General features: G+C 59.1%; 10 protein-coding genes. All 10 read left to right on the top strand.

Annotation, left to right across the window (positions count from 1 at the left end):
• The first annotated feature begins 657 nt into the window (after positions 1–657).
• The 10 genes from JOE39_RS24910 (at position 658) to JOE39_RS24865 (ending at position 14,828) form a co-directional block, all read left to right on the top strand.
• Entirely contained in the window at positions 658–1,974 is a 1,317-nt protein-coding gene (locus JOE39_RS24910) for a nucleotide sugar dehydrogenase (RefSeq protein ID WP_003316933.1), read from the top strand.
• 97 nt (positions 1,975–2,071) lie between these two features.
• Positions 2,072–3,556, top strand: coding sequence for a mannuronan synthase (gene alg8, locus JOE39_RS24905; protein ID WP_170846032.1), 1,485 nt, complete (start codon positions 2,072–2,074; stop codon positions 3,554–3,556).
• A 40-nt stretch (positions 3,557–3,596) separates the two neighbouring features.
• Positions 3,597–4,769, top strand: a complete 1,173-nt coding sequence (locus JOE39_RS24900; RefSeq protein WP_003316934.1) for an alginate biosynthesis protein Alg44 — start codon at positions 3,597–3,599, stop codon at positions 4,767–4,769.
• 2 nt (positions 4,770–4,771) lie between these two features.
• Complete coding sequence (gene algK / locus JOE39_RS24895) at positions 4,772–6,184, top strand: alginate biosynthesis TPR repeat lipoprotein AlgK (protein WP_004419028.1); 1,413 nt, start codon at positions 4,772–4,774, stop codon at positions 6,182–6,184.
• Entirely contained in the window at positions 6,181–7,665 is a 1,485-nt protein-coding gene (locus tag JOE39_RS24890) for an alginate export family protein (protein ID WP_057445632.1), read from the top strand. Before algK ends, JOE39_RS24890 begins: the two co-directional genes overlap by 4 nt.
• Before the next feature lie 26 nt (positions 7,666–7,691).
• Positions 7,692–9,302 (top strand): mannuronan 5-epimerase AlgG, encoded by a 1,611-nt coding sequence (gene algG, locus JOE39_RS24885; protein WP_024649717.1) that lies wholly within the window; start codon positions 7,692–7,694, stop codon positions 9,300–9,302.
• Between the two features lie 14 nt (positions 9,303–9,316).
• The gene (locus JOE39_RS24880) at positions 9,317–10,756 is read left to right on the top strand and encodes an alginate biosynthesis protein AlgX (protein WP_003408874.1); all 1,440 of its coding nucleotides are present in this window, start codon (positions 9,317–9,319) and stop codon (positions 10,754–10,756) included.
• An 8-nt stretch (positions 10,757–10,764) separates the two neighbouring features.
• Positions 10,765–11,901: a mannuronate-specific alginate lyase gene (locus tag JOE39_RS24875; protein ID WP_004402835.1), complete on the top strand. Its 1,137-nt coding sequence runs from the start codon at positions 10,765–10,767 to the stop codon at positions 11,899–11,901.
• Positions 11,902–12,085: 184 nt separating this feature from the next.
• The gene (locus JOE39_RS24870; RefSeq protein WP_003316941.1) at positions 12,086–13,642 is read left to right on the top strand and encodes an MBOAT family protein; all 1,557 of its coding nucleotides are present in this window, start codon (positions 12,086–12,088) and stop codon (positions 13,640–13,642) included.
• 10 nt (positions 13,643–13,652) lie between these two features.
• Positions 13,653–14,828 (top strand): alginate O-acetyltransferase, encoded by a 1,176-nt coding sequence (locus tag JOE39_RS24865; RefSeq protein ID WP_004402830.1) that lies wholly within the window; start codon positions 13,653–13,655, stop codon positions 14,826–14,828.
• Positions 14,829–14,835 lie beyond the last annotated feature (7 nt).

The following is a 14,835-nucleotide window of genomic DNA, read 5'->3' as shown; positions in this document are numbered from 1 at the left end:
GTTTCAGCTTTTTGCAGTAGTGGCACTTTAATTACAACCCCGCCAAACCCCTTATAATTCGAGGCTTTTAAGAAAAAAGCCATCACCTCGATATTGTCCCCGTGACAAACCGGATACATCAAAATCTGCAAATCAGGACGAGTGGCCAGGAACTAAATGGGAATTGGTGCGCTCCTACATCCCGTAACAATTCTGGGCTGGCCTGTAAGAGATCACTTACAGGTCGCCTTGAAGAACGGGAAGTTACCGACAAGGAAGCCAGGCCCACATGACCCTGGCGTCAGGTACCAGAAATAAACTCACATCACTAGTTGATGTTGTAGACAGGCGAAGCGCCAGCCCGGTGCGACGCGCAGGATTCGAACAGGACGGCCCTGGCTAGCGCCAGCGGCAGGCTTACCGAGGTCCGCCGTCAATCGTCGAACAAGGAGTGGTTTACTGCATCCAAGGAGAGCAGGGCCCTGACCTAAAGGACAGGTTACTTGCCGCTTGCACATAGTGTCATTTGAGTTCGCCTTACTTGTTTTGGGCACTCACTCATTAAATATGCCTGCGTTAGTTCTACGGCGTTGTTAGCCGTAAGGGATAGCGCGTGACATCTGCTGGCCAAAATTAATATCCAGCCAATCTATGGCGTGAAAAATCGAGGAGAATACGATGCGTATCAGCATATTTGGTTTGGGTTATGTCGGTGCAGTCTGTGCCGGTTGCCTGTCTGCCCGCGGTCACGAAGTAGTGGGTGTGGATATTTCCAGCACCAAGATCGACCTGATCAACAACGGCAAATCACCTATCGTTGAACCGGGTCTGGAAGAGCTGTTGCAGAAAGGTATCAGTACCGGAAAACTGCGCGGCACTACCGACTTCGCCGAAGCCATTCGCGCCACCGATCTGTCGATGATCTGCGTCGGTACGCCGAGCAAGAAGAACGGCGATCTGGAACTGGATTACATTGAATCGGTGTGCCGCGAAATTGGTTATGTCCTGCGTGACAAAGCCACCCGCCACACTATCGTGGTTCGCAGTACCGTCCTGCCGGGCACTGTTGCCAACGTCGTTATCCCGATTCTGGAAGACTGCTCCGGCAAGAAAGCCGGTGTTGACTTCGGTGTCGCCGTCAACCCTGAGTTCCTGCGCGAAAGTACTGCGATCAAGGACTACGACCTGCCGCCAATGACCGTCATCGGCGAGTTCGACACAGCGTCGGGCGACGTTCTGCAATCGCTGTACGAAGAGCTCGATGCACCGATCATCCGCAAGGACATCGCCGTCGCCGAGATGATCAAGTACACCTGCAACGTGTGGCACGCCACCAAGGTTACTTTTGCCAACGAAATCGGCAACATTGCCAAGGCCGTCGGCGTCGATGGCCGTGAAGTGATGGACGTGGTCTGCCAGGACAAGGCGCTGAACCTGTCCCAGTACTACATGCGCCCTGGCTTCGCATTCGGCGGCTCCTGCCTGCCGAAAGACGTTCGCGCCCTGACTTACCGCGCCAGCAGCCTGGACGTTGAAGCGCCCCTGCTCAACTCGCTGATGCGCAGTAACACCTCGCAAGTGCAGAACGCTTTCGACATGGTTGCCAGCTACGACACCCGCAAGGTTGCACTGCTGGGTCTGAGCTTCAAGGCCGGCACTGACGATCTGCGTGAAAGCCCGCTGGTAGAGCTGGCCGAAATGCTGATCGGCAAGGGTTTCGACCTGAGCATCTTCGACAGCAACGTTGAATATGCACGCGTTCACGGTGCCAACAAGGACTACATCGAATCCAAGATTCCGCACGTTTCCTCGCTGCTGAACTCGGACTTCGACCAGGTCATCAATGACTCCGACGTCATCATCCTCGGCAACCGCGACGAGCGTTTCCGCGCCCTCGCCAACAAGACCCCTGAAGGCAAGCGCGTCATCGATCTGGTGGGCTTCATGGCCAACGCCACCAGCGAAGACGGTCGTGCCGAAGGTATCTGCTGGTAAATCAGCCGCAAGCCACAAGCGCCAGGCTCCAGGCCACAGGCTCAAGCAATGTGCTTGCAGCCTGGGGCTTGAGGCTCGCAACTGACTTAGGGATACGATTATGCAGAGGCTCAAGCACGGCCTGTTACAGGCCGCAGGTTGGCTGTTCTATTTAAGTTTACTCATGGGCCTTGCCGCGGCATTGCCTACCAGTATCTTCGACTCGCAGTCGAAGAACTTTATATTCCTGATTGGCGCCGTTGGTATCTGGCGCTACTCAATGGGGATCACGCACTTCGTACGCGGGATGATTTTCCTGTACATCGTTTACCCGCACTTGCGCCGCAAGGTTCGCAAGCTGGGCAGTGCAGCAGACCCGTCCCATGTGTTTCTGATGGTCACCAGCTTCCGTATCGACGCGCTGACCACCGCACAGGTCTACAACTCGGTTATCCGCGAAGCCATCGACTGCGGCCTGCCGACGACGATCGTCTGCTCGCTGGTGGAAATGTCCGATGAGCTTCTGGTCAAGAGCATGTGGGCCAAGTTCAATCCGCCAGAGCGCGTCAAGCTGGACTTCGTACGCATTCCGGGCACCGGCAAGCGCGATGGTCTGGCCTATGGCTTCCGTGCCATCTCGCGTCACTTGCCCGACAGCCGCGCCGTGGTTGCGGTGATCGACGGCGACACGGTGCTCAACGAAGGTGTGGTCGCCAAGACCGTGCCGTGGTTCCAGCTGTTCGACAACGTCGGCGGCCTGACCACCAACGAGTTCTGTGAAGTGCGTGGCGGCTACATCATGAGCGAGTGGCACAAGCTGCGTTTCGCTCAGCGTCACATCAACATGTGCTCGATGGCCCTGTCCAAACGCGTGTTGACCATGACCGGTCGCATGTCGGTGTTCCGCGCAACCGTGGTAACCGACCCCGAGTTCATTGCCGACGTGGAAAGCGACTCGCTCAATCACTGGCGTCTGGGCACCTTCCGCTTCCTGACCGGCGACGACAAGTCCAGCTGGTTCAGCCTGATGCGCCTGGGTTACGACACGTTCTACGTGCCGGACGCAGCGATCAATACCGTGGAACACCCGCCCGAGAAGAGCTTCCTGAAAGCCAGCCGCAAGCTGATGTATCGCTGGTACGGCAACAACCTGCGTCAGAACTCGCGTGCACTGGGTCTGGGCGTACGTCGCCTGGGGATCTTCACCAGCATCGTGCTGTTCGACCAGCGTGTGTCGATGTGGACCTCCATTCTCGGTCTGACCGTCGCACTGATCGCCAGCTTCAAGTATGGCGGCGCGTTCCTGTTGATGTATCTGCTGTGGATCGGCATGACCCGTCTGATCCTCACCCTGCTGCTGTCCCTGTCGGGACACAGGATCGGGCCTGCCTACCCGATCATTCTCTATTACAACCAGATCGTCGGCGCGCTGATGAAGATCTATGTCTTCTTCCGCCTGGACCGCCAGTCCTGGACTCGCCAGGACACCAAACTAAGCCGCGACATGGCCAGCTTTCAGGGCTGGTTCAACACGTGGTCGTCCCGAACCATGACCTTCTCGGCTGGCACCATCTTCGTCGCTGTGCTGTTGACGATGGTTTGACCGGGCCAACGGATTAATTGCTTAAGTAGGAAAAATAGCCATGAATACAGCCGTGAATGCGAACGTCGTACATGAATCCGAAGCCCAGCGCCAACACGCCCGGATCAAGATCCCTGCCAAGCTGCGCCTGCTGAATGATCAGCCTAACGCGCCACTGGTACGTGTCGAAGACCTGTCGGCCGGCGGCCTGAGCTTCGTTGCTCCGTCCGGGCAGAAATTCAGCGAAGGTCAGATCGTCAAGGGACGCCTGCAATTCATCATCGACAACCTTGGCCTGGCCATGGACGTCGACCTGCAAGTGCGCTCGATCGACAACGCCAGCAACCGCATCGGTTGCCAGTTCCAGAACCTGGAACCGCAGGACATTGCGACCCTGCGCCACCTGATCACCTCGCACCTGTCCGGCGAAGTCGTGACCCTGGGCGAAGTGCTGGCCACGCTGCAGCGCGACAACTTCACCAAGGCACGCAAGGTCAAGGGCAAGGACAGCGGCATGAGCGCCATGGGTCGCCTGCGCGCTGTGACCTTCAGCCTGGGCGTGTTCATTGTCGGTCTGGCCGCCTTCGGTTTTATCTTCAAGACGATCTACGGCCTGTACTTCGTCAGCCATGCATCGGCTGGTCTGGTCACCATTCCAAGCATGGATGTGACCATGCCACGTGAGGGTACCGTGCAAAGCCTGGTCGCCCAGAACGGCGAAGCCGCCAAAGGCGCACCACTGGCGTCCTTCAACACCAGCATGCTGGAAATGCTCAAGGGCAGCCTGACCGGTGAAGACCTGCAGCCAGCCAAGATCGAAGAGCTGTACGGCAAGCAGATGAGCGGCACCATGACCAGCCCGTGCGATTGCGTCGTGGCTCGCCAGCTGGTTGCCGACGGTCAGTTCGCGTCCAAAGGTCAGGTGATCTTCCAACTGGTGCCACGCAACGCGCCGGCTACCGTTGAAGCACGCTTCACTTATCGCCAGTTCAACGACGTCAAGCCAGGCACACGTGTCAGCTTCCAGATCGCTGGCGAAGACAAACTGCGTACCGGTCAGATCGTCAGCAGCACCAACCTGAGCGACGCCGACCTGTCCACCGACATCCGCGTGCAGATCAAGCCTGACGAAAGCCTGAGCAGCTCGCTTGCCGGTCGCCCTGTCGAAGTGGTCAGCGATCGCGGCCCGTCCGTGAACTGGCTGATCGATAAAGCCATGGCTGCGGGTCTGTAACCATGAACAGCCCACTACGACGCCTGTCGACCCCCACGCTATTGAGCCTCGCCGTCGCGCTCGGCCTGAGCGGCTGTGCCGGCCTGCCTGATCAACGCCTTGCCAATGAAGCCCTGAAAAACGGCGACACGGCATTGGCGGAGCAGAACTATCGGCAGCTGGCGGACCTGGGCTATAGCGACGCACAAGTCGGCCTGGCTGATATTCAGGTCGCGACTCGCGACCCGGCTCAGCTCAAGCAGGCCGAAGCGACCTACCGCGCTGCCGCGCAGACCTCCCCCCGGGCGCAGTCGCGTCTGGGCCGTCTGCTGGCTGCCAAGCCCGACGCTACCGAAGCCGAACACCGCGAAGCCGAAGGCCTGCTGAAAAAGGCCTTCGCCAATGGCGAATCCGGCACGCTGATCCCGCTGGCGATGCTTTATCTGCAATACCCGCACACCTTCCCTGAAGTGAATGCGCAGCAGAAGATCAGTGAGTGGCGCGCCGCCGGTTATCCGGAAGCAGGTCTGGCTCAAGTGCTGCTGTATCGCACCCAAGGCACTTATGCTCAACACCTCGATGAAGTCGAGAGCATCTGCAAACAGGCGCTGTCGGCCACCGATATCTGCTACGTCGAACTGGCCACTGTCTACCAGACACGCGGCCAGGCCGAGCAACGCACGGCCTTGATCGAAAAGCTCAAGAGCGAATACGCTGCTGGCCGCGTCAATGCACAACGAGTGGACAGCGTCGCGCGCGTACTGGGTGACTCCACCATCGGTACGCCGGACGAAAAGACCGCTCAGCAATTGCTGGAAAGCGTTGCGCCGGGCTACCCGGTCTCGTGGGTCACGCTGGCCAAACTGCTTTACGACTTCCCCGAACTGGGCGACGTCAACAAGATGATGGAATACCTGAACAACGGCCGCGCGGCGGACCAGCCTCGCGCCGAACTGCTGCTTGGCCGCCTGTACTACGAAGGCAAATGGGTCACGCCCGATGCCGTCAAGGCCGAGGAGCACCTGAAGAAAGCCACCGCAACGGAAATCTCTGCCCATTACTACCTGGGTCAGATCTACCGCCGCGGCTACCTGGGCCAGGTCTACTCGCAAAAAGCCGTAGACGAGCTGCTGACTGCAGCCCGTGGTGGCCAGAACAGCGCCGACTTCGCCCTTGCGCAACTGTTCTCGCAGGGCAAGGGCACTATGCCCGACCCGGTCAACGCCTGGGTGTTCGCGCAACTGGCGCTGGCCAGTCAGACCCCGCAAGCGACCGAGCTTGCCGAGGCCCTCAACACACAACTGCCGCCTGAAAAGCTCGCCACCGCCAAAGACCTGTTGGCACGCGAGCAAAAAGTCCGGGGCGCTAACGCCACTCAGAACGCGATGGCATTGCAGGCCCTGCAAGAAGAAAAAGACGGTGAGGAAGCATTATGAAGTTGAATCCCCTGATGGCCGCCGGCATGGGCCTTGGCTTCACCCTGTTGTGGGCCTGCCCGACGCTGGCAGCGCTGACCGAACAACCGCAAAATTTCGGTATCGAAATCAAAGCCACGGCGCAGGCCGAGGATGATCGCGATCTGGGCACCCGTTCGGGCGGCGACGTCAACGGTGTGGGCCTGGACCTGCGTCCCTGGGTCTATGGCGAACGCGGCGACTGGAGCGGTTACGCGATGGGCCAGGTGGTCACCGCCACCGACATCATTCAGACCGACCCGCTGGAGCAGAGCAACAGCGACGGCAGCGGCACGCAGACCTCGCGCGGCACCGCCAGCGAGCGCGAAACCGACAAGACCTACGCGGCACTGCGTGAATTCTGGATCGGCTACAGCGGTTTCACGCCCTACCCTGGCGAGATCCTGAAAATCGGTCGTCAGCGTCTGCGCAACGACGACGGTCAATGGCATGACACCAACATCGAGGCCATCAACTGGTCATTCGATACCACACTGTTGCGCGCTGAACTGGGTGCTGCCCAGCGTTTCAGCGAGTACCGCACCGACCTGACCGAACTGGCACCTGACGACGAAGATCGCAAGCACCTGTTCGGCTCGGTCAGCTATCAGTGGACACCGGGCAACTGGGCCGGCATCCGCGCTCACCACAGTGCTGACGACGGTAAGCTCAAGTCCCAGGGCCAGGTGCTGGATGATCTGGACAAGACTTCCAATGGCGATCTGACTTGGGTCGGCCTGCAGGCTGACAGCGATGCCTACAACTATCGCAGCAACACCAATCAGCTCAACTACTGGGGCAGCCTGACCTGGCTGAACGGAACGCGCGACGAAATCGGCGTGACCTCCGCCCCCAACGACCAGTTCATCGCCGGCGAAAAGAACAGCCGTGACATGAACGGCTGGGCCACCGACCTGGGCCTGCGTCTGCGTCTGGACCCGCAATGGCAAGTCGGCGCCGCCTACTCGCGCGCCAGCAAAGACTACGTCCAGAACGGTCTGGAAAGTAACCGCTCCAACTGGACCGGCACGCGTTCGCGCATCCATCGCTTCGGTGAAGCCTTCCAGGGCGAAATGGCCAACGTGGAAACCGGCTCGCTGTTCGCCTCCTGGCAGATGAACGAGGAATACGACGCGTCGCTGATCTACCACAAGTTCCGTCGCGTGGACGGCAACACCGGTATCGGTGGCTCGGGCATCAATGCGGTGAACGACAATCAGGACGGTACCTTCAGCTCGCTGCCACTGGAAGACGGCAGCAAGGACCTGGGTCAGGAAATGGACCTGGTCGTGACCAAGTACTTCAAGCAAGGCCTGCTGCCCGCCTCGTTGAGCCAGTCGTTCGATGAACCTTCGGCACTGGTGCGCCTGCGCGCAGGTGTCTTCAAGCCAGGCGACGCGTATCAGAGCAACGTGGACAGCTACATGCACCGCGCTGTTGTCGACGTCATCTGGCGCTTCTGATGCGAACCGCCAAAGGAGTGCCAGAGATGAACAGTCATACAAGCAACGGGCGTAGCCGGCACTGGCCGCACGCCCTGCTCGAAAGCGCACTGCTGACCAGCGCCCTGCTGATGGCCAGCGGTGTGGCGCTGGCCAACGCGCCTGTCGTACCCGACGCACAGAAGGCGCTGGTCAAGGAATTGCATCAGGCCAAGACCTACACCATCACCAGCCCGCCGACCGCGCCGCTGGAAATGGCCAAGCCGGTGTTGCCCGACCTCAAGGGCTACACCGCCGAAGCCGCCTTGAAAAAGATCGTGCGCAACAAGCCGGGCAAGGTCACTGTTTCGCGGATGATGGAAGAAACCGGCCTGAAGGAATTCATCGGCGGTGACAACAAGATGGCCGAATGGGTGAACCGTCAGCGCGGTATCCCGCAAGCGATCATGATTTCCGACGGCTACGTGAACCTGCAGGACCTGGCCAAGAAGGTGCCCAAGCAGTTCCTCAACGAGGTCTCGCCAGGTGTCTACGTGGCGCGCTTGCCGATCCTGATCAAGGAAACCGGGACCTTCGAGATCGACAGCAAGACCAAGGAATTGCGTCTGTCTCAGGAAAAGGGCTCGTTCATCGTCAGTGAAGGCAAGATGCTGATCACTCACACTCAGGTCAATGGCTGGAGTGAAACCCGCAACAGCCTGGCGACCTATCGCAAGCCTGACGAGTTTCGCCCTTTCCTGCTGACTTGGGGTGGCTCGGAAACCTGGATCGCCAATACCAAAATGGCGAGCCTGGGTTACGACCAGAGCAAGTCCTACGGCATCAGTATTTCCCAGTACACGCCCAACACCGCGAAGGTGCTCAAGCGTCCCGAACCGACGGGCTGGATCATCGATTCAGAGTTCTCGGACATGTGGTACGGCTTCTACTGCTATGAAACCCGCGACTTCGTGGTCAAGGGCAACACCTACCGCGACAACATCATTTACGGCATTGACCCGCACGACCGCTCGCACGGTCTGATCATCGCCGAAAACGACGTTTACGGGACCAAAAAGAAGCACGGGATCATCATTTCCCGGGAAGTGGACAACAGCTTCATCTTCCGCAACAAGAGCCACAACAACAAATTGTCCGGCGTGGTTCTGGACCGTAACAGCGTCGGCAACATCGTCGCCTACAACGAGATTTACCAGAACCACACCGACGGCATCACCCTGTACGAAAGCGGCAACAACCTGCTGTGGGGCAATCGCGTGATCGCCAACCGCCGCCACGGTATCCGCGTACGTAACAGTGTGAACATCAAGCTGTACGAGAACGTCGCCATGGGCAACGGCCTGATGGGCGTCTACGGCCACATCAAGGACCTGAGCGACACCGACCGCGACATCGAGCTCGATCCGTTCGACGCTCAGGTCTCGCTGATCATGGTCGGCGGCGAACTGTCCAGCAATGGCTCCGGCCCGCTGTCCATCGACTCGCCACTGAGTGTCGAGCTGTATCGCGTCTCGATGCTGATGCCTACCAAAGAAGTCGGTATCAGCCTCAACGGCGTCCTCGGTGAGCGCCAGGACGAAATCCTCGACCTGCTGGTACGCCAGAAGAAAGCCGTATTGATCGACCCCGTCGAAAGCCAGACCGAGCTGCGGGAATGAGGAAGGGTATTGTTATGCACGCACATCTGATCAAGCTGTTGAGCCTGTCCAGCCTCACCGCCGCCTTGATGGCCGCCGCGGGTGTCGCTCGGGCAGACGACTCGCAAGCACCGACGTTCAAGGCCGAGCCCTGCTGCTCGCTGTGCCCGGCCGCGCATGACGCGAAAAACTACACCACGCGCTATCAGCAGAACTTCACCACGCTGGTCCAGGCCCAGGGCGACTGGCTGTTCCGGACTCAGGAAGACCTGCGCACCGAGTTCGACACCACGCCTGCCGGCTATCGCCGCATGAAAGAACTGCACGATGCGTTCAAGAGCAAAGGCGTCGAGCTGGTCGTGGTGTATCAGCCGACCCGTGGTCTGGTGGATCGCAACAAGCTGTTCCCCGCCGAACGTGACAAGTTCGACTACGACAAGGCGCTGAAAAACTATCAGGCCATGCTCGGCCGCTTTAGCAAGATGGGCTATTGGGTCCCTGACTTGTCGCCGTTGACCAACGAGCAGCAGGCGCACGACTTCTACTTCCGCGGTGACCAGCACTGGACGCCGTATGGGGCGCAGCGTACGGCGAAAATCGTTGCCGAAACCGTGAAGAAAGTTCCGGGCTACAGCGATATCCCCAAGCGTGAGTTCGAAAGCCATATTTCCGGACGCATGGGCAAGACGGGCACTTTGCACAATATGGCGGGTCAATTGTGCGGCACCAGCTACGCGATCCAGTACATGGACCAGTTCACCACCGAGCCCAAGGGTGAGGCGGGCGACGGCGACCTGTTCGGCGATTCCGGTAACCCGGAAATCACCCTGGTCGGTACCAGCCACAGCGGCAAGAACTACAACTTCGCTGGCTTCCTGCAGGAGTACATGGGTGCCGACGTGTTGAACGTAGCGTTCCCTGGTGGTGGCCTGGAAGGTTCGATGCTGCAGTACCTGGGCAGTGAAGACTTCCAGAAGCGTCCGCCGAAGATTCTCATCTGGGAATTCTCGCCGCTGTATCGCCTGGATCAGGAGACCATCTATCGCCAGATGATGTCGCTGCTGGACAACGGCTGTGAAGGCAAGCCTGCCGTCATGAGCGCCAGCACCACCCTCAAGCCGGGCACCAACGAAGTGTTGGTCAACGGCAAGAATGGCATCAAGGACATCCGCAACGGCAGCAATCAGATCGACATCAAGTTTGACGACACCTCGGTGAAAGTCCTTCAGGCCAGACTCTGGTACATGAACGGTCGCCACGAGGATCTGAAAATCGAGAAACCGGAAACGTCAGACACCGATGGACGCTTCGCCTTCGAATTGCGCGAGGATGAGGATTGGGCCAACCAGCAACTGCTGGCACTGGAAATCCAGGGACCGGAAGCAGGCACGGCACCACAAAAAGTCGAAGCCAAAGTATGCAAACGCAACGTGTTCCCGAGCGCTGCGACACACACCGCTCAAGCCGGACTATGAGGTGACTTATGCAGACTCCTAAACTGATACGCCCTACCCTGCTGTCGATGGCAATCCTGTCATCGATGGCCTGGGCCACGGGTGCGTCCGCCGCACTGGTTCCACCCAAGGGCTATGACGCCCCGATCGAAAAAATGAAGACTGGCGATCACAACTTCAGCTGTGAAGCCATTCCAAAGCCCTACACCGACAAGCTGGTGTTCCGCAGCAAGTACGAGGGTTCGGACAAGGCGCGCGCAACGCTCAACGCGGTATCCGAAGAAGCGTTCCGCGATGCGACCAAGGACATCACCACCCTTGAGCGTGGCGTCAGCAAAGTCGTGATGCAGTACATGCGCGACGGTCGTCCGGAACAACTCGATTGCGCGCTGAACATGATGACCACCTGGGCCAAGGCCGATGCGCTGGAGTCGCGCGAGTTCAACCACACCGGCAAATCCATGCGCAAATGGGCACTGGGCAGCATGTCCTCCGCCTACCTGCGCCTGAAGTTCTCCGAGTCGCATCCGCTGGCCAACCGTCAGCAGGACGCAAAGATCATCGAGACCTGGTTCAGCAAGCTGGCCGATCAGGTGGTCAGCGACTGGAGCAATCTGCCGCTGGAAAAAATCAACAACCACTCGTACTGGGCTGCCTGGTCAGTGATGGCAACCGCTGTCGCCACCAATCGTCAGGACCTGTTCGACTGGGCCGTGAAGGAATACAAGGTCGCTGCCAATCAAGTGGACAAGGACGGTTTCCTGCCCAACGAGATGAAGCGTCGTCAGCGGGCACTGTCGTATCACAACTACGCATTGCCACCGCTCGCGATGATTGCCAGCTTCGCCCAGGCCAACGGCGTGGACCTGCGTCCGGAAAATAATGGTGCCCTGAAGCGTCTGGGTGACCGGGTTCTGGCCGGCGTCAAAGACCCTTCGATATTCGCTGACCACAACGGCGAGAAACAGGACATGACGGACCTGAAGAAAGATCCGAAATTCGCCTGGCTCGAACCGTACTGCTCGCTCTACACCTGCAGCCCGGATGTGCTGGAAGAGAAACACGAAAAGCAGCCGTTCAAGACGTTCCGCCTGGGCGGTGACCTGACCAAGGTCTTCGACCCGTCGCACGAAAAAGGCGACAAGGGCGACAACGTCAGCGAGTGATACGCCTTTGGTTGTAGGAGCGGACTTGTCCGCGAAGACCTATGTCCAGGCGATGCATCCATAAAACCGGATCTCGCCTGGCCAGCTTCGCGAACAAGCTGTGAAGTGATTTGCCCCTCCCTTTTTGCGGGGGGGTTTGGGGGGGCTGTGAGCCCTTGAATGTTGGACAAACGGAGAGATAAGGATGGTTTTCTCATCCAACGTGTTCCTGTTCCTGTTCATGCCGATCTTCCTCGGCTTGTACTATCTGAGCGGGCAACGCTATCGCAATCTGCTGCTGCTGATTGCCAGCTATGTCTTCTACGCCTGGTGGCGAGTGGACTTCCTGGCGCTGTTCGTCGGCGTGACCGTCTGGAACTACTGGATCGGTCTCAAGGTAGGCGCAGCAGGTGTGCGGACCAAGCCGGCACAGAAGTGGCTGCTGCTTGGCGTGATCGTGGACCTGTGTATTCTGGGCTACTTCAAATACGCCAACTTCGGCGTGGACAGCATCAACGCAGCCATGACCTCGATGGGTCTGGAACCGTTCATCCTGACTCACGTGCTGTTGCCGATCGGTATCTCGTTCTATGTCTTCGAGTCCATCAGCTACATCATCGACGTTTACCGCGGCGACACCCCGGCCACGCGCAACCTGATCGACTTCGCTGCATTCGTCGCGATCTTCCCGCACTTGATCGCCGGCCCCGTGCTGCGTTTCCGCGATCTGGCCGACCAGTTCAATAACCGTACCCACACGCTGGACAAGTTCTCTGAAGGTGCCACGCGCTTCATGCAGGGCTTCATCAAGAAAGTGTTCATCGCCGACACCCTGGCCGTGGTCGCCGACCACTGCTTCGCTCTGCAGAACCCGACCACCGGCGATGCCTGGCTGGGTGCGCTGGCCTACACCGCGCAGCTGTACTTCGACTTCTCCGGTTACAGCGACATGGCCATCGGTCTGGGTCTGATGATGGGTTTCCGCTTCATGGAAAACTTCAAACAGCCCTATATCAGCCAGTCGATCACCGAGTTCTGGCGTCGCTGGCACATCAGCCTGTCCACCTGGCTGCGTGACTACCTGTACATCACGTTGGGCGGCAACCGAGGCGGCAAAGTCGCAACCTACCGCAACCTGTTCCTGACCATGCTGCTTGGCGGTCTGTGGCACGGAGCCAACGTCACCTACATCATCTGGGGTGCCTGGCACGGCATGTGGCTGGCGATCGAAAAAGCGGTCGGTATCAATACCAAACCCTACAGTTTCAACCCGATCCGCTGGGCACTGACCTTCCTGCTGGTGATCATCGGCTGGGTCATCTTTCGCGCTGAGAACCTGCACGTTGCCGGTCGTATGTACGGCGCCATGTTCAGCTTCGGCGAATGGCAATTGTCCGAGCTCAACCGCGCCAGCCTGACCGGTCTGCAAGTCGCAACGCTGGTGGTGGCTTATCTGACACTGGCGTTCTTCGGTCTGCGCGACTTCTACCAGAACCGCGAAAAAGACACCGGCAAGAGCACCAAGGCTGACGGTCCTGCAACCGCACAACCGGGCACCATCAAGGCCGTTCCTGGCGATGCACCCGGCAGCCTGCACATGCCTGGCTACACCGTGGGCAGCGAAGCTCAGGTGCAACCGGCCTATTGGGAAGCCGACTGGCCACGTTACGCCATGCGCGCACTGATCCTGCTGCTGTTCGTGGCTTCGATTCTCAAACTTTCGGCGCAAAGCTTCTCGCCGTTCCTTTACTTCCAGTTCTGAGGAGACTGACATGACCCGTTCATTACGAATCCTCTACATCGCTATCTTTCTGGGCATTCTGCTGGCCCTCGGGATCTGGTCGCTGCGCAGTTTCAGCACCTTCTCGACGTCGGCCGAGACCACTGTGCTCAATGGCAAATGGACCAAGGCGGCGGAAACTCATTATGACGATGAGTTCCCCATCAAGCGTCTGGGCACCAACCTCTGGGCGGCGCTGGACTTCAAACTGTTCAACGAAGGTCGTCCGGGCGTCGTGCTCGGCAAGGACCAGTGGTTGTATACCGACGAAGAGTTCGATGCGGTTGCCAACGGCGAGCAGAACGAAGCCGACAACCTGGCGATCATTCAGGGTGTGCGTGACGCACTGGAAAAACAGGGCACCAAACTGGTCCTGGCGATCGTTCCGGCGAAGACCCGTCTGTACCCGGAGCACATCGGTGACAGCAAGCCTGCCAGCCTGCACACCGACCTGTATCAGCAGTTCCACGCTCAGGTCGCCAAGGCCGGGATCTTTGCCCCGGACCTGCTGGCGCCGCTGCAAGCTGCCAAGCAACAGGGCCAGGTTTTCCTGCGCACCGATACTCACTGGACGCCAATGGGTGCCGAAGTCGCCGCGCAGCAACTGAGCGCCGCGATTGCCCAGAAAACGCCACTGGAAGGCGAACCTGAGCCGTTCGTCACACAAGCCAAGGGAACCGAAGCCTACAAAGGTGACCTGACTACATTCCTGCCGCTCGACCCGCTGTTCAGCAACATGCTGCCCAAGCCGGACGAGTTGCAGAAACGCAGCACTGATCCGGTAGCAGGCGAAGCGGCAGGCGGTGACGCGCTGTTCGCAGACAGCGACATCCCGGTGGGTCTGGTGGGCACCAGCTACAGCGCCAACCCTAACTGGAACTTCGTCGGCGCCTTGAAAGAAGCGCTGCGCAGCGATGTCGTCAACTACGCCGAAGACGGCCATGGCCCGATCCTGCCGATGCTCAAGTACCTGCAGACCGATGCCTTCAAGAACACCCCGCCGCAAGTGGTGATCTGGGAATTCCCGGAGCGCTACCTGCCGGCACACAACGACCTTGGCGAGTTCGATCCGAAGTGGATCGCCGAGCTGAAGAAATCGCGTGATACCCAAGAAAACGTGGCGCTCAACGCCAAACAATCCGAGTCGCCCAACCGGGCGCAAAACTGAGAGGACT

It is taken from the genome of Pseudomonas sp. PvP100 (genome assembly GCF_017833055.1).
GTDB lineage: Bacteria > Pseudomonadota > Gammaproteobacteria > Pseudomonadales > Pseudomonadaceae > Aquipseudomonas > Aquipseudomonas syringae.
The sequence above is the reverse complement of the archived record's forward strand: the minus strand, read 5'-3'. Positions and strand labels throughout refer to the sequence as shown.